Raw genomic sequence first — 15,777 nt, 5'->3', positions numbered from 1 at the left:
CATTTTCGCCGGAAACGCCGCTCAATCGGGGTTTGAACACAAAGGCTTCCGCATGCTGAACAGGCGCAACGGTTACGAATATGAAGATCTGCTGGCATGTGCCCGCGGCGAGATGTTCGGCCCTGGCAATGCGCAATTGCCGCTGCCGCCGATGCTGATGTTCGACCGCATCACGGACATCAGCGAGACCGGCGGCGAATTCGGCAAGGGGGTGGTGCGCGCCGAGCTCGACGTGAAGCCCGACCTCTGGTTCTTCGGCTGCCACTTCAAGAACGATCCGGTGATGCCCGGCTGCCTCGGGCTCGATGCGCTGTGGCAAATGGTCGGCTTTTATCTGGGCTGGAGCGGCGGTGAAGGTCGCGGTCGCGCGCTTGGCCTGAACGAGCTGAAGTTCAGCGGCCAGGTGCTGCCGGAGGCCCGCAAGGTTGTGTACAACATCGATATCAAGCGCGTGATGCGTTCAAAGCTGGTGCTCGGTATCGCCGACGGATGGCTTTCGGTGGATGACCAGATTATCTATCGCGCAAAGGATTTGAAGGTCGGCCTGTTCAAGCAGGGCACGAGCCTGGGCTGAGCGCATCACCACGAAGACAACGATTGAGGCGAGGCTGTCATGAGGCGGGTTGTGGTCACCGGGATGGGCATTGTCTCCTCCATCGGAAACAACACCCAGGAGGTGCTTGCGAGCCTTCACGAGGCGAAGTCGGGCATTTCGCGGGCTGAAAAATATGCCGAGCTCGGCTTCCGCTCCCAGGTGCAGGGTGCGCCGACGCTCGATCCTTCGACGGTGGTCGACCGCCGCGCCATGCGTTTCCTCGGTCAGGGCGCGGCGTGGAATCACGTCGCGATGGAACAGGCGATCCAGGATTCCGGTCTTTCGCCCGACGAAATTTCCAATATTCGCACCGGCATCATCATGGGCTCCGGCGGTCCGTCGGCGCGCACCATCGTCGAAGCCGCCGACATCACCCGCACCAAGGGACCGAAGCGTGTCGGGCCGTTTGCAGTGCCGAAGGCGATGTCCTCCACGGCCTCCGCAACGCTTGCGACCTGGTTCAAGATCAAGGGCGTGAACTATTCTATCTCGTCGGCCTGCGCGACGTCGAACCATTGCGTCGGCAATGCCTATGAAACGATCCAGATCGGCAAGCAGGACGTCATCTTCGCCGGCGGCTGCGAGGAGCTGGACTGGTCGCTGTCGGTGCTGTTCGACGCCATGGGCGCGATGTCCTCGAAGTACAACGACACGCCTGCGACGGCCTCCCGTCCCTACGACGTCAACCGCGACGGCTTCGTGATTGCCGGCGGAGCCGGCGTGCTGGTGCTGGAAGAGCTCGAGCATGCCAAGGCGCGGGGCGCACGCATTTACGGCGAGATCGTCGGCTATGGCGCGACGTCCGACGGCTACGACATGGTCGCACCATCAGGTGAGGGCGCCGAGCGCTGCATGCGCATGGCGATGTCGACCGTGAAGACCAAGGTCGACTACATCAATCCGCACGCGACATCGACCCCGGCCGGCGATCCGCCGGAGATCGACGCACTCCGCAGGGTGTTCGGAAGCGGCGAGAAGTGCCCGCCGATCTCGGCGACCAAGGCGCTGACCGGTCACTCCCTGGGCGCAACCGGCGTGCAGGAAGCGATCTATTCGCTGCTGATGATGAACAATGGTTTCATCTGCGAGAGCGCCCACATCCAGGAGCTCGACCCCGTGTTCGCCGACATGCCGATCGTGCGCAAGCGCATCGACAACGTCAAAATCGGCACCGTGCTGTCGAACTCCTTCGGCTTCGGCGGCACCAACGCCACGCTGGTGTTCAGCCGGCTGGATGCGTAATTTTGGCACGCTGTCATGCCCCGCGAAGGCGGGCATCCAGCACGCCGCAACTTCTCGATTTGCAGTAATCGCCTCGAAATACTGGATCGCCTGCCCCAGTGCGCAAGTGCGCGCAAGGCGGGCGATGACGCCGGAATAATGGGAGCTATCAGGCAATGGAAGGTTTAATGAAAGGCAAGCGCGGTCTGATCATGGGCATCGCCAATGATCATTCGATCGCCTGGGGCATGGCGAAGACGCTGCATGCCCACGGCGCCGAGCTTGCCTTCACCTTCCAGGGCGAGGCGCTGGGCAAGCGTGTTAAGCCGCTGGCGGAGCAGCTTGGCGTCGACATGGTGCTGCCCTGCGACGTCGAGGACATCGCCAGCGTCGACGCCACATTCACGGCCTTGCGCGAAAAGTGGGGCCGGCTGGATTTCGTGATCCACGCGATCGGCTTCGCCGACAAGAACGAGCTCAAGGGTCGCTACGCCGACACCAGCCGCGAGAATTTTTCGCGCACCATGGTGATCTCCTGCTTCTCCTTCACGGAAGTGGCAAAACGCGCCGCCGAGCTGATGACGGAGGGCGGCAGCATGATCACGCTGACCTTCGGCGCCTCGGAACGCGCGATGCCGAACTACAACGTGATGGGCGTGGCCAAGGCGGCGCTGGAAGCCTCGGTGCGCTATCTCGCCTCGGATTTCGGACCGCGCGGCATCCGCGTCAACGCGATCTCCGCCGGCCCGATCCGCACGCTCGCCGGCTCCGGCATCGGCGAGGCGCGCGCGATGTTCGCCTTCATGCAAAAACATTCGCCGCTCCGCCGGGGCGTGACGCTCGACGAGCTCGGCGGCTCGGCGCTGTATCTGTTGTCGGATCTCTCCGGCGGCGTGACCGGCGAGATCCACTATGTCGATTCCGGCTACAACACCGTCCTGATGCCGCGGCCGGACGATTTGAAGGCGCAGGATTAGCTCTCGTAGAGTGGGCAAAGGCGCGCAAGCGACGTGCCCACGATTTCTCAATAATCGAGACCAGTTCCTGCTGCGAAGGACGTGTCGATCAGCGCGCGTCGCTGTTGCGCGCCGCTCGTTGAACCCCGATCAGCAGCGGCAGCGTCTTGTCGAGGCTTTCCGTCAGCATGGCACGCACGTCGTCGCGCAGTGCGGGATTGTCGGCGGCATCTTCAGGGCGGGTTGGAAACGATTCTGCGGGTAGTTCGCGATAGGGGCCGCCGATTTGCACGCCCAGGAGCCTCTGCACCATAAGGGAATGATGCGTGTTGATCAGCGCAGAACTCTGTCTGACAACGGAGAAGTCGCGCCCATCGAAGATGCGGACAAACGCCAGGGCGTAGAGATAGATGCGACGCCCGAGCACCACATCATGGTTGAGGATGCCGAAGCCGCGGACCGTATAGTTGGATGACCCGAAAGGGCTGATTGAATTGAGGATCTGGATGTAGTGCCGGCAATTCGTTCCTTTCACGACGTCGCGCATGTATTGGGCCAGCTCCGCATTGAGATCGCGGAACAACCTGTCCTTCAATGTGTCCTTGGACTCATCGCGGGGAGGAAATTTCGCCGGGTTGTAGGGGATTCTCAGAACGGACACGCCGGCAGGGATCGTGGCGCGAATCCGCGCGAAGATCAGATCATTGAGTCCCCAGCCCGGGATCGGGACGACCGTCTTCTTGTGCTGAAATACGGTCAGGCCGGTCGTCAGCACGGTGAACTCATCGCCGGTGGTGACGACGACACCGAAGTCGCACGGGCCGCCGACCACGGGAGCGGGTTTGCCCGTCGCTTCACGCCGCGTGGTCGTCTTGTTGTTGCTTTGCTTGACGGCTGATCCTGCCGTTTCCGCCCCTGGTGGTACCAATTTGGTCTGCGCCCAAGCAGATGTCGAAAAGCACCACGCGACGGCCGCAAGGACGACGAGCCGGGCCAAAACGTCAAATGCAGCCCAGCCGCAGGAAGCGGACGAGCGATAGTCTTTGTCGCGTCCCCTCGGCAAAGGCGCTTACTCGCCCTTGATATACGCGGGTAGATACCTGTCCAGCTGGGCCGTGAGCAGGCTGCGTGTGCTGTCACGCAGCAATGCACTGCTGGTCACCTGTTCAGGGGTCTTGGGAAATTCGAGATTGTTGAGGATTTGCATATTGTCGTTCTTGTTGGAGAAACTCGAAGCAATCACATCGCCGAAGCTGCGGGTAGGCGCCCGATGGATGTCGAAAGTCCGTCCGTCAAAAACGTTTATGCGGAAATAGGAAACCACGACGCCGCGCCCGGAAGGGCTCGCCCAATTCTTGTAGACCCCGAGGCCCTCGATTGATTGATTGGTGCCATCCACCGAAACGCGGGCTTTCGTGGCTACGACGTAGCGTTCGCAATTTGCAGCTCCGGCGATCTGCCGCACCAGCGCCGTCAGGTCGTCGCGGTCATTGCGGAACAGTTTCGCTTCCGGATGATAGTACGGCCTGAAGGCTCCGCTTGCGTAAGCGACCTTTCGGACAGCCGTGCCGGGAGCCGTGGCGCGAACCCTCGCGACGAACAGATCATCGATACCCCACGTCTCGATCGGCGCCTCCATATACTCGTTGCCGAACATCGTGAGGCCGACATGTTGCACCGAGAACTGGTCTCCGATCGCGGAAATGACGCCGATCTGACAGGGGCCGCTCTCCGCCGCAACTGGCTGTTGTGCAGCCGGTTTGGCCTTCGGCGCCGCCTTCTTGACTGCCTTCTTGGCTGGCGCCGCCGTCTGAGCGGGAGGCGCGGTGGTTGCGGGAGGGGTTTGCGCGGCTGCCGTGGTGAGCAGGGACAGCAACGCGATCAGCGAGACAGCAATTCGAAGCATCGATTCCGGGAGATCAGGGGGCAGGAGGACGGCGGATACGCCACAGTAAATTGGAACCGTGACAACCGCAAGCTGCACCAGGCGACCACTGCCTATCCGGCGGGTCGCTGCCGCCGCCACCGATAATACTTCATCATGAATCCGTTCGACGGCTCGACCTCTTCTTTCTCGAACACAAAGCCCTCGCGCTCGTACCAGCGCCAGGCTTTTTCGTTCTCGCGGATGCAGCGCAGAGACATCTCGTCGGGCATTTGTGTGCGCGTGAAGCCAAGCAATTGGCGGCCGAGCGATTGGCCCTGATAGGCGGGCGCGACGAACAGCATGTCGAGATAGAGTTTTGGCAAATGCAGCGCCAGCATCGCGGCGATCGTGCCGTCGTCGTCGGCGACGAACAGGCTCCAGCCGTCCTCGGTCTCGCGCCGGATCCGTGCACGCAGGTTTGCCAGCAGGAAGTCGCTCGTCTCGCCGAGGCCGGTCGAGACCCAGCTCTCCATCCAGATACGGCCGATCTCGTCGTATTCGTCCGCGCGGGCTGGGCGAATGATGGGATGCGACATCGAGGCCTCAGGTTGGCTTGCTGCGCACGGATGGACGTGCGCGCACCTTGCCCGCCGACAGGCACACCACCTCGGAGATTTGCAGGAGTTGCCGCGCCAGCGGGCTGGTCTTGCGCCAGACCATGCCGATGGTGCGCGACGGCTGCGGGTCGCGGAAGCGCGCGAGCGAGACCGAGGCCGATCGCGTCTCAACTGACACCGCCATCTCGGGGATCAACGTGACGCCGATGCCGGCGCTGACCATCTGGACCAGCGTCGACAGCGAATTGGCATCCAGCATCTCGCGTGGCGGCGCCGATTGCATGTTGCAGAATGACAGCGCCTGATCGCGGAAGCAGTGCCCCTCTTCGAGCAACAGCAGCCGCATCTCCCGCATCATCTCCCGCGACGGTGCCGGCGTTCCCTCATCCGCACTCGGCCGCACCAGCAGGAATTTTTCCTCGAACAGGGCGACCTCGGTGAGCGAGGGCTCGGACACCGGCAGCGCCACGATGGCGGTATCGAGCCGACCCTCCACCAGTTCCTGAATCAGCCGCGGCGTCATCGTCTCGCGCACGCGGATGTCGAGCTCCGGATGCATGCGCGTCAGATTCTTGGTGATCGTCGGCAGCAGATAGGGCGCGATCGTCGGAATCATGCCGATGCGCAGCCGTCCGGAGAACCGGTCCTGCGAGGCGCGGGCGAAATCGCCGAGCTCGTCGACCGAGCGCAAGATGTCGCGGACGCGCTGCGCGAGCTCCTCGCCAAATCGGGTCAGCGCCACCTGCCGGGCGCTGCGCTCCAGCAGCAGACCGCCGAGCGCCTCCTCCAGCTCCTTGATCTGCATCGACAGGGCAGGCTGCGAGATCGAGCAGGACTCAGCCGCGCGGCCGAAATGACTGTGACGGGCCAGGGCGTCGAAATACCGGAGCTGGCGCAGCGTGAGGTTTAGCATCAGAAAATCTTATCGCTGCGATCATTAAAGTCAACTTCCCCTGATCGAACGTGAAGCTTAGAGTGTTTCTACCTGGTCAAAGGCGCGAGTTCGACGCCACCAGAGGAGGTATTCATGGACGACACTTCAAAGTGCCCGTTTTCGGGTGGAAAACGTGTGCCGGCGAACCGCGATTGGTGGCCGACCCAGCTCAGCATCGAGATGCTGCACAAGAATTCCGCCAAGTCCGACCCGATGGACAAGGACTTCGACTACGCCAAGGAATTCAAGTCGCTCGACCTGAACGCGGTCATCAAGGACCTGACCGCTCTGATGACGGAATCGCAGGAATGGTGGCCCGCCGACTTCGGTCACTACGGCGGCCTCATGATCCGCATGGCCTGGCACAGCGCGGGCACCTACCGCACCACCGACGGTCGCGGTGGCGCCGGCGCCGGACAGCAGCGTTTCGCGCCGCTCAACAGCTGGCCCGATAACGCAAATCTCGACAAGGCACGCCGTCTGCTCTGGCCGATCAAGCAGAAATACGGCCGCAAGATTTCCTGGGCCGATCTGATGGTGCTGGCGGGCAACGTCGCGCTGGAGTCGATGGGCTTCAAGACCTTTGGCTTTGCCGGCGGCCGCGTCGACGTCTGGGAGCCGGAAGAGCTCTATTGGGGTCCGGAAGGCACCTGGCTGGGCGATGAGCGCTACAGCGGCGAACGCCAGCTCGCCGAGCCGCTCGGCGCGGTGCAGATGGGCCTCATCTACGTCAATCCGGAAGGCCCGAACGGCAAGCCGGATCCGATCGCCGCGGCCAAGGACATTCGCGAGACCTTTTTCCGCATGGCGATGAACGACGAGGAAACCGTCGCACTGATCGCCGGCGGCCACACCTTCGGCAAGACCCACGGCGCCGGCGATCCGTCGCTGGTCGGACCGGAGCCGGAAGCGGGCGCGCTCGAAGATCAGGGCCTCGGCTGGAAGAGCAAGCACGCGTCGGGCATTGGCGGCGATTCCATCACCAGCGGTCTCGAGGTGACCTGGACCACGACGCCGACGAAGTGGAGCAACAACTTCTTCGAGAACCTGTTCAAGTACGAATGGGAGCTGACTAAGAGCCCGGGCGGTGCGCAGCAGTGGACGGCCAAGGGCGCCGAGGCGATCATTCCCGATGCCTTCGACAAGTCCAAGAAGCATCGGCCGACGATGCTGACGACCGACCTCTCGCTGCGTATGGATCCGGCCTATGAGAAGATCTCGCGCCGCTTCCTCGAGAATCCCGATCAGTTCGCGGACGCCTTCGCCCGTGCCTGGTTCAAGCTCACCCATCGCGACATGGGTCCGGTGGTGCGCTATCTCGGTCCGCTGGTGCCGAAGGAAACCCTGATCTGGCAGGATCCGATCCCTGCTGTGAATCACGAGCTGGCCAGCGAGCAGGATATCGCCTCGCTGAAGACCAAGATCCTGGCCTCGGGTCTGTCGGTCTCGGAGCTGGTCTCGACCGCCTGGGCGTCGGCCTCGACGTTCCGCGGCTCGGACAAGCGCGGCGGCGCCAACGGCGCGCGTATCCGCCTCGCCCCGCAGAAGGATTGGGAAGTGAACGAGCCGGCTCAGCTCTCGAAGGTCCTGGGCAAGCTCGAAGCGATCCAGAAGGACTTCAACGCGTCATCCGGTGCGAAGAAGGTCTCGCTGGCGGACCTCATCGTGCTCGGCGGCACCGCCGCGGTCGAGAAGGCCGCCAAGGATGCCGGCGTCGACGTCAAGGTCGGCTTCACGCCGGGCCGCATGGATGCCTCGCAGGAGCAGACCGACGCCGCTTCGTTTGCTCCGCTGGAGCCGCGGGCCGATGGCTTCCGCAACTTCATCGGCAAGCGGCAGCAGTTCATGATGCCCGAGGAGGCTCTGGTCGATCGTGCGCAGCTGCTCCGGCTTACCGGCCCGGAGATGACGGTGCTCGTCGGCGGTCTGCGCGTGCTCGGTGCCAATGCGAACGGTTCGAAGAACGGCGTCCTCACCTCGAAGGTGGGAACGCTGAGCAACGACTTCTTCGTCAACCTGCTCGACATGAGCACGCAGTGGACGCCGGCCGGCACCGACGGCACCTATGAGGCCCGCGACCGCAAGACCAACGCGGTCAAGTGGACCGGCACGCGCGTCGACCTGATCTTCGGCGCACACTCGCAGCTTCGCGCCTACGCAGAGGTCTATGCCACGTCGGATTCCAAAGAGCAGTTCGTCAAGGACTTCGCCAAGGCCTGGACCAAGGTGATGAACCTCGATCGCTACGACATCGCGGCCTGATTCCAAAGTTCGGCAAGCGACAAACAAAAAGGGCGGCCGCGAGGCCGCCCTTCGTGTTTCTGGCAGGTAGCGAGATTTACTCGCCGGCCGCTTCGCGCGCGGGCTGCTGGCTCTCGCCCTTGCCCTCGAGGTCTTCGCCGGTCTCCTGGTCGACCACCTTCATCGACAGGCGGGTCTTGCCGCGGTCGTCGAAGCCGAGCAGCTTGACCTTGACCTTGTCGCCTTCCTTGACGACGTCGGAGGTCTTCTGCACTCGCGCCGAGGCGAGCTGGCTGATGTGGACAAGGCCGTCCTTGGAGCCGAAGAAGTTCACGAAAGCGCCGAACTCCATCACCTTGACGACGGTGCCGTCATAGATCTGGCCGACTTCCGGATCGGAGGCGATCGACTTGATCCACTTGATCGCGGCCTTCATCGCCTCGCCGTCGCTGGAGGCGACCTTCACGGTGCCGTCGTCCTCGATGTTGACCTTGGCGCCGGTCTTCTCGACGATCTCGCGGATCACCTTGCCGCCGGTGCCGATCACTTCGCGGATCTTGTCGGTGGCGATCTTGAAGGTCTCGATGCGCGGCGCGTATTCGCCGAGCTCGGCGCGGGCGTTGGTGAGCGCCTTCGACATCTCGCCGAGGATGTAGATACGCCCATCCTTAGCCTGACCGAGCGCGACCTTCATGATCTCCTCGGTGATGCCCTCGATCTTGATGTCCATCTGGAGCGAGGTGATGCCCTGCTCGGTACCGGCGACCTTGAAGTCCATGTCGCCGAGATGGTCCTCGTCACCGAGGATGTCCGAGAGAACCGCGAAGCGCTTGTCTTCGAGGATCAGGCCCATTGCGATGCCCGCGGTCGGCCGCTTCAACGGCACGCCGGCGTCCATCAGCGCGAGCGAGGCGCCGCAGACCGATGCCATCGACGAGGAGCCGTTGGATTCGGTGATCTCCGACACCACGCGCGTGGTGTAGGGGAATTCGTGGTGCGGCGGCAGCACCGGGTGGATCGCACGCCAGGCGAGCTTGCCGTGGCCGATCTCGCGGCGCTTGGTACCGCCGAGGCGGCCGGTCTCACCGACCGAGTAGGGAGGGAAATTGTAGTGCAGCAGGAACGTCTCTTTGTACGTTCCCGACAGCGCGTCGATGTACTGCTCGTCCTCGCCGGTGCCGAGCGTGGTCACGACCAGCGCCTGGGTCTCGCCGCGGGTGAACAGCGCCGAACCGTGGGCGCGGGGCAGCACGCCGACTTCGGCGACGATGTTGCGCACGGTCTTGGAATCGCGGCCGTCGATGCGCTTGCCGGTGTCGAGAATGTTCCAGCGAACGATCTTGGCTTCGAGCTCCTTGAACACGCCGCCGATGCGCAGCTTGTCGTATTTCGGCTCTTGGCCTTCCGGGAAGTAGTGCGCGATCACCTTTTCCTTGACCTTGCCGACCGCGGCGTAGCGATCCTGCTTGACCGGAATGGCGTAGGCGGCGCGCAGTTCCTGCTCGACCATGCCGAGCATTTCCTTTTCGAGCGCCGAATTGTCGATCGCGGTGACCTCGCGCGGCTCCTTCGCGGCCTTTTCGGCGAGCTCGATGATCGCGTTGATCACCGGCTGGAAGTGGCGGTGACCGAACATCACGGCGCCGAGCATGATCTCTTCGTTCAGCTCCTTGGCTTCCGATTCCACCATCAGCACGGCGTCCGCAGTGCCGGCGACGACGAGGTCGAGCTGAGTGTCGACCATCTCGTCGAGCGTCGGGTTGAGGATGAACTCGTCATTGGCGAAGCCGACGCGCGCGGCGCCGATCGGGCCCTTGAAGGGAGCGCCCGACAGGGTCAGCGCAGCCGATGAGGCCACCAGCGCGACGATATCGGGATCGTTCTCCATATCGTGCGAGAGCACGGTCACGATCACCTGGGTCTCGTTGCGCCAGCCGTCGACGAACAGCGGACGGATCGGACGGTCGATCAGGCGGGAGACCAGCGTTTCCTTCTCGGTCGGACGACCCTCGCGCTTGAAATAGCCACCGGGAATGCGGCCGGCTGCGTAGGTCTTCTCCTGGTAGTCGACGGTCAGTGGCAGGAAGTCGACGCCTTCACGCGGTGACTTCGCGGCAACGACGGTGGCGAGCACCACGGTCTCGCCGTAGGTCGCGACGACGGCGCCGTCGGCCTGGCGGGCGATCTTGCCGGTTTCAAGCTTGAGAGGGCGTCCACCCCAGTCGATCTCGACTGAATGCTTATTGAACATAGAGGTCTTCTTTCATGGGTTCTCGAAAGAAGGACGGGTCGAAAAACAAAAACCATGCGCAAGATTGCGGGACGTTGATCGAAGCGGGCGATCAGCGTCCTGCGATCCTGCCATGGTTTTTGGATTTCGGATGGCGTCCATCCCTTCGGGTCATACGGGCGCCTTGCCCGTTGTGCCCAGCCGCCGGATTGCTGCTGGACTGTCAGTCGGCACGAACGCGAACACCGAAGCGCGGTGTTCGCCCATCATGCCCGGATGCTCGCCGTCAACGGCTCGCATCCGACGCGCACGCAGCCTCGACGAAAAACCTTTAAACAAACGCTTTCGTTCGAAATCACGCGCGAAAACGCGCGCCGGTTGGCGCGCGCAAGAACTCTTAACGACGAATGTTGTGCTTCTCGAGCAGCGCCTTGTAGCGCGCCTCGTCCTTCTTCTTCACATAGTCGAGGAGCGAGCGGCGGGTCGAGACCAGCTTCAAGAGACCGCGACGCGAATGATTGTCCTTCACGTGGGTCTTGAAATGGTTGGTGAGGTTGGCGATGCGTTCCGACAGGATCGCGACCTGAACCTCTGGCGAGCCGGTATCGCCGGCCTTGTTGGCATTCGTCTTGATGACTTCCGCTTTGCGTTCTGCGGCAATCGACATCGTCAATTTCTCTCGTTGCGATCGGCGCTGGCAGTCAGGCCGGTCAGGTTGAACACACGCTTGGGGATGATTTCGCCATTGCCGACTTCGGCAAGCGCGAGAAGCCGGCCTGCCACCGTGACATAGACTGTGCCGCTACAAGTGGGCGCATCCCGTCCGCGCAACAAAACGGCCTGGCCCCGATGGAGCCTTGCCGCATCAGCCCGAGTGACGGCCAGTGCCGGGATGTCGTCCAGCGCGGTCTCAACGGGCATAAGCGCGTCGGCGAGGCTACCCTCGCCGGACGCGGCTCTATCGCACAAAGCCTCCAGCTGATCCAGCGGAATCATGTCGTTCTCGCCAAATGGGCCGACCAGGGTCCGCCGCAGTGCGCAGATATGGCCGTAAGTGCCGAGAATCCGGCCCATATCGCGGGCCAGCGCGCGGACATAGGTGCCCTTGCCGCACTCGGCCTCGAACACGGCCCGGTCGCTATCCGGTTGATCTACAAGGCTTAATCGGTGAATCTCGACCGGGCGCGAGGCCAGTTCCACGATCTCGCCGTCGCGGGCGAGGTCGTAGGCGCGCTCGCCCTGGACCTTGATCGCGGAATAGCGCGGCGGGATCTGCTGGATCACCCCGGTGAAACGGGGCAGCAGGGCCTCGATGGCCTCCCGAGTCGGGCGCTGGTCCGAGGTTGCGGTCGCCCGGCCCTCGATGTCGTCGGTGTCGCGCTCCTCGCCCCAGCACACCGTGAACCGGTAGCGCTTGCGGCCGTCCATGACGAAGGGGACGGTCTTGGTGGCCTCGCCGAGCGCGATCGGCAGGCCGCCGGAGGCCAGCGGATCTAGCGTGCCGGCATGGCCGGCGCGTTTGGCGTTGAACAGGCGCTTGAGCACGGCAACGGCCTGCGTCGAGGTCATGCCGATCGGCTTGTCGAGCACGACCCAGCCGTGGACGTCGCGACGGTCGCGGCGCGGCTGGTTGCCCTTCTGCTTGTTGGCGCGCGGATCGTTGTTGACGCGGCGCGGCTCTTGAGCGGGCTGAGAATTGCCGCTCATGTCCGCAAAATTATTCTTCTGCACGTCGAGCTGATCGGCCTCTTCGCCGCCGATCGTGCCGTGAGCCGGGTCCATCGTCATCGTTCTTCTTCCCGATCCGTATCCGGATCCTGTTCCAGGTCCTTCTGCACCGCGGGTGTTCGCAAAAGCTTCTCGATCCGTTCCGCTTCGTCGAATCGTTCGTCGACGCGGAAGCGAAGGTCAGGTGCAAATTTCAAGTTAACGCGCCGCGCGACCTCGCCGCGCAGGAATTTCTTGTTGCGCTCGAGCGCAGCGAGGACGATCTCGGTGTCGCGGCCACCGAGCGGCATCACGTAGACTGTTGCGAGCTTCAGGTCGGGCGACATCCGCACCTCCGGCACGGTGATGATGTGACCTTCGAGGTCAGCATCATGCACGCTGCCTTGCGCCAGAATCTCGGCTATCGCATGGCGAACCTGCTCGCCGACCCGCAACTGACGTTGCGAGCCGCCAGACGCGGAACTCTTTTTTTGATGATGGCGGGGCATGGTCTGAAAATCACCTCGTCATGCCCGCTTTTGGGACACGGGCATTGTCATTTGTCTTGCTGAAACGAAGAGGGGTGGATGGCCGGAAAAAATCCGGCCATCGTACTCCCGCAATTCAGTTCAAAAAAGATCCAGGCGCTTCGGTAAGATTTGGACTTACAGGGAGCGCTGGATCGTCTCCACGCGGTAACACTCGATGACGTCACCGGCGCGCATGTCGTGATAGTTCTCGAAGGCCATGCCGCATTCCTGACCGGACTGGACTTCCTTCACTTCGTCCTTGAAGCGCTTCAGCGTCGACAGCTTGCCTTCGTGCACGACGACGTTGTCGCGGATCAGGCGCACGTTGGCGCCGCGTTCCACGGTGCCGTCGGTGACGCGGCAGCCGGCGACCTTGCCGACCTTGGAGATGTTGAAGATCTCCAGGATCGCGGCATTGCCGAGCATGGTTTCCCGCAGGGTCGGCGCGAGCAGGCCGCTCATGGCCTTCTTCACGTCGTCCACGAGGTCGTAGATGATGTTGTAGTAGCGGATCTCGATGCCGTTGCGCTTGGCGGCCGCAGCGGCCTCCTTGTTCGCACGAACCGAGAAGCCGATGATCGCGGCGTTGAAGCCCTCCGCGAGCGTCACGTCCGATTCCGAGATGCCGCCGACACCCGCATGCAGGATGCGCGCGGCGACTTCGTCGGTGCCGAGCTTCTCCAGCGAGCCGAGGATCGCTTCCAGCGAGCCCTGCACGTCGGCCTTGATGATCAGCGGGAATTCCTTGCGGCCCGCCGTCTTCAACTGCGACATCATCTGCTCGAGCGAGCCGCGCATGCCGGAGATCGAGGCAGCCGCGTTCTCGCGCTTCTGGTGCGCGCGGTAGCTGGTGACCTGGCGGGCGCGGGCTTCGTTCTCGACCACGGCGAGACGATCGCCGGCTTCCGGCGGACCGTTGAAGCCGAGCACCTCGACCGGCACGGATGGACCTGCCTCCTGCACCGTCTCGCCCTGATCCGAGATCAGCGCGCGGACGCGGCCCATTTCGGCGCCGGCGACGATGATGTCACCGACACGGAGCGTGCCGCGCTGGACCAGAACGGTCGCGACCGGACCGCGGCCACGATCGAGCTTGGCTTCGATCACGGTGCCTTCGGCCGGACGATCCGAATTGGTCTTGAGGTCGAGGATGTCGGCCTGGAGCGCGATCATCTCGAGCAGCTTGTCGAGATTCGTCTTGTTCTTCGCCGACACTTCGACATCGACGACTTCGCCGCCGAAGGATTCGACCTGCACCTCGTGCTGGAGCAGCTCGGTGCGCACGCGCTCGGGCTTGGCGTCGGGCTTGTCGATCTTGTTGATGGCAACAATGATCGGCACCCGCGCCGCCTTGGCGTGGTTGATGGCTTCGATCGTCTGCGGCATCACGCCGTCGTCGGCCGCAACCACCAGCACGACGATGTCGGTCACCTTGGCGCCGCGCGCGCGCATCGCGGTGAACGCGGCGTGGCCGGGCGTGTCGATGAAGGTGATCTTCTTGCCGCTTTCGGGCGACAGCACCTGATAGGCGCCGATATGCTGGGTGATGCCGCCGGCTTCGCCGGAGACCACGTTGGCATGACGAAGCGCATCGAGCAGCGAGGTCTTGCCGTGGTCGACGTGACCCATCACCGTCACCACCGGCGAGCGCGGCTCGGTGTCGGTCGAATCGTCGATGGCGTCGAACAGGCCTTCTTCAACGTCGGACGCGGCAACGCGCTTGACGGTGTGACCAAGCTCCTCGGCGATCAGCTGCGCAGTGTCGGCATCGATCACGTCGGTGATCTTGTGGATCGCGCCCTGCTTCATCAGCATGCGGATGATTTCCACCGCGCGCTCCGACATGCGGTTGGCGAGCTCCTGGATGGTGATCGCTTCCGGAATGACCACCTCGCGGATGAGCTTTTCCTTCGGCTCGTTCGCGGCATGGCCCTTCAGGCGCTGGGTGCGGCGGCGGAACGAGGCGATCGAGCGCTCGCGGACGTCGTCGGCATTGAAGGCGGTGACGACCGTCAGGCGGCCGCGCTCCTTCTGCGGGCCGGGCTTGTGGGTGGGCTTGGGAGCGACCACAGGCCGCGCAGCGCCGCCGGGGCCGCGACGGATCTGGCGCGGACCGTCGTCCTCGTCCGGTCCGGCTGCGACGGCGGGGGCGCGGCCCACCGGGCCTCCCGGCCGCTGCGTGGTCGTTCCGGGTCGCGCGGTCGTTGTTCCCGGGCGTGCCGTGGTGGTTGTGCCGGGTCGCGCCATCGGCGCTCCGGGCCGCGCTGCAGGAGCGGCCGAGGTCCCCGTTGCAGGGCGCGCCACAGATTGCGGCTGCTCGCCTTCGCCAAAACGCTTCTTGGCCTCGGTTTCGGCCTTCCGCTTGGCTTCCTCCTCGTGACGGTGACGCTCCTCCTCGGCCTTGCGGCGGGCTTCGGCGGCCTCACGATCAGCACGCTCGGCGCTTTCGCGGACCGCGCGGCGCTGGGCCTCTTCCTCGGCATGGCGGCGCTCTTCGACTTCGCGCACCTTGGCATCGGCCAGCGCGCTGGCGCGGGCGGAACGTTCGTCCTCGGTCAGCGTGCGCAGCACCACGCCGGAGCCGGCGTTGCGCGGCGGCGCGGGGCGTGCCGGGGCAGGCTTGGGCGCGGCGGCCGGCGCGGGCTTCGCCACTTCGGCCACCTGCGGTTCAGGGCTGCCGTCGACACGGCGCTTGCCACGCTTCTCGACCACGACCTGCTTGCTACGGCCATGACTGAAGCTCTGGCGCACGGTGCCCGTTTCGACGCGCGGCTTGAGCGATAGCGTCTTGCTCGGAACGCTCAGCTTCTTGTCGCCAGGGGTCTTGGTATCAACCATTAAGCAGTCCTAATCCTGATCTTGTTGTCTTGTGCGTTGCC

General features: G+C 63.8%; 13 protein-coding genes. 4 read left to right on the top strand and 9 right to left on the bottom strand.

What is annotated here, in order from left to right:
• The first annotated feature begins 52 nt into the window (after nt 1-52).
• From fabA to fabI, 3 genes are all read left to right on the top strand, one after another.
• Entirely contained in the window at nt 53-574 is a 522-nt protein-coding gene (gene fabA, locus IVA93_RS36550; protein ID WP_007603915.1) for a bifunctional 3-hydroxydecanoyl-ACP dehydratase/trans-2-decenoyl-ACP isomerase, read from the top strand.
• A 39-nt stretch (nt 575-613) separates the two neighbouring features.
• Complete coding sequence (gene fabB, locus IVA93_RS36545) at nt 614-1,837, top strand: beta-ketoacyl-ACP synthase I (protein ID WP_026233025.1); 1,224 nt, start codon at nt 614-616, stop codon at nt 1,835-1,837.
• A 155-nt stretch (nt 1,838-1,992) separates the two neighbouring features.
• Entirely contained in the window at nt 1,993-2,793 is an 801-nt protein-coding gene (gene fabI / locus IVA93_RS36540; protein WP_026233026.1) for an enoyl-ACP reductase FabI, read from the top strand.
• An 88-nt stretch (nt 2,794-2,881) separates the two neighbouring features.
• On the opposite strand, the gene IVA93_RS36535 is transcribed toward fabI, so the two are convergent.
• The 4 genes from IVA93_RS36535 to IVA93_RS36520 form a co-directional block, all read right to left on the bottom strand.
• Nucleotides 2,882-3,769: a hypothetical protein gene (locus IVA93_RS36535; RefSeq protein WP_240550533.1), complete on the bottom strand. Its 888-nt coding sequence runs from the start codon at nt 3,767-3,769 to the stop codon at nt 2,882-2,884.
• 72 nt (nt 3,770-3,841) lie between these two features.
• The gene (locus IVA93_RS36530; RefSeq protein ID WP_231189580.1) at nt 3,842-4,798 is read right to left on the bottom strand and encodes a hypothetical protein; all 957 of its coding nucleotides are present in this window, start codon (nt 4,796-4,798) and stop codon (nt 3,842-3,844) included.
• The gene (locus IVA93_RS36525; RefSeq protein WP_018455792.1) at nt 4,771-5,235 is read right to left on the bottom strand and encodes a GNAT family N-acetyltransferase; all 465 of its coding nucleotides are present in this window, start codon (nt 5,233-5,235) and stop codon (nt 4,771-4,773) included. The genes IVA93_RS36530 and IVA93_RS36525 overlap by 28 nt, the downstream gene beginning before the upstream one ends.
• A 7-nt stretch (nt 5,236-5,242) precedes the next feature.
• Complete coding sequence (locus IVA93_RS36520) at nt 5,243-6,169, bottom strand: hydrogen peroxide-inducible genes activator (RefSeq protein ID WP_018455793.1); 927 nt, start codon at nt 6,167-6,169, stop codon at nt 5,243-5,245.
• Between the two features lie 114 nt (nt 6,170-6,283).
• Here IVA93_RS36520 and katG point away from each other — a divergent pair, with 114 nt between their 5' ends.
• On the top strand, nt 6,284-8,452 hold the full coding sequence (gene katG, locus IVA93_RS36515; RefSeq protein ID WP_026233027.1) for a catalase/peroxidase HPI: 2,169 nt from the start codon (nt 6,284-6,286) through the stop codon (nt 8,450-8,452).
• A 76-nt stretch (nt 8,453-8,528) separates the two neighbouring features.
• Here the strand turns inward: katG and pnp are convergent, their stop codons facing one another.
• The 5 genes from pnp to infB all read right to left on the bottom strand — a co-directional run bounded on the left by pnp (nt 8,529) and on the right by infB (nt 15,736).
• Nucleotides 8,529-10,682, bottom strand: a complete 2,154-nt coding sequence (pnp, locus tag IVA93_RS36510) for a polyribonucleotide nucleotidyltransferase (protein WP_018455795.1) — start codon at nt 10,680-10,682, stop codon at nt 8,529-8,531.
• 376 nt (nt 10,683-11,058) lie between these two features.
• Nucleotides 11,059-11,328, bottom strand: a complete 270-nt coding sequence (gene rpsO, locus IVA93_RS36505) for a 30S ribosomal protein S15 (RefSeq protein ID WP_007598346.1) — start codon at nt 11,326-11,328, stop codon at nt 11,059-11,061.
• A gap of 2 nt (nt 11,329-11,330) precedes the next feature.
• On the bottom strand, nt 11,331-12,449 hold the full coding sequence (gene truB, locus IVA93_RS36500; RefSeq protein WP_018455796.1) for a tRNA pseudouridine(55) synthase TruB: 1,119 nt from the start codon (nt 12,447-12,449) through the stop codon (nt 11,331-11,333).
• On the bottom strand, nt 12,446-12,877 hold the full coding sequence (gene rbfA / locus IVA93_RS36495; RefSeq protein ID WP_026233028.1) for a 30S ribosome-binding factor RbfA: 432 nt from the start codon (nt 12,875-12,877) through the stop codon (nt 12,446-12,448). Before rbfA ends, truB begins: the two co-directional genes overlap by 4 nt.
• 156 nt (nt 12,878-13,033) lie before the next feature.
• On the bottom strand, nt 13,034-15,736 hold the full coding sequence (gene infB, locus IVA93_RS36490) for a translation initiation factor IF-2 (protein ID WP_018455798.1): 2,703 nt from the start codon (nt 15,734-15,736) through the stop codon (nt 13,034-13,036).
• Nucleotides 15,737-15,777 lie beyond the last annotated feature (41 nt).

Origin of the sequence: Bradyrhizobium sp. 155, assembly GCF_023101105.1 — a bacterium.
Lineage (GTDB): Bacteria > Pseudomonadota > Alphaproteobacteria > Rhizobiales > Xanthobacteraceae > Bradyrhizobium > Bradyrhizobium canariense_D.
This window is presented reverse-complemented; position numbering and strand designations above follow the sequence as displayed.

Coding starts and splice junctions, on each gene's coding strand:
- fabA (WP_007603915.1), top strand. CDS start 53: ATGCTGAACAGGCGCAACGGTTACGAATATGAAGATCTGCTGGCATGT.
- fabB (WP_026233025.1), top strand. CDS start 614: ATGAGGCGGGTTGTGGTCACCGGGATGGGCATTGTCTCCTCCATCGGA.
- fabI (WP_026233026.1), top strand. CDS start 1,993: ATGGAAGGTTTAATGAAAGGCAAGCGCGGTCTGATCATGGGCATCGCC.
- IVA93_RS36525 (WP_018455792.1), bottom strand. CDS start 5,235: ATGTCGCATCCCATCATTCGCCCAGCCCGCGCGGACGAATACGACGAG.
- IVA93_RS36520 (WP_018455793.1), bottom strand. CDS start 6,169: ATGCTAAACCTCACGCTGCGCCAGCTCCGGTATTTCGACGCCCTGGCC.
- katG (WP_026233027.1), top strand. CDS start 6,284: ATGGACGACACTTCAAAGTGCCCGTTTTCGGGTGGAAAACGTGTGCCG.
- pnp (WP_018455795.1), bottom strand. CDS start 10,682: ATGTTCAATAAGCATTCAGTCGAGATCGACTGGGGTGGACGCCCTCTC.
- rpsO (WP_007598346.1), bottom strand. CDS start 11,328: ATGTCGATTGCCGCAGAACGCAAAGCGGAAGTCATCAAGACGAATGCC.
- truB (WP_018455796.1), bottom strand. CDS start 12,449: ATGACGATGGACCCGGCTCACGGCACGATCGGCGGCGAAGAGGCCGAT.
- rbfA (WP_026233028.1), bottom strand. CDS start 12,877: ATGCCCCGCCATCATCAAAAAAAGAGTTCCGCGTCTGGCGGCTCGCAA.
- infB (WP_018455798.1), bottom strand. CDS start 15,736: ATGGTTGATACCAAGACCCCTGGCGACAAGAAGCTGAGCGTTCCGAGC.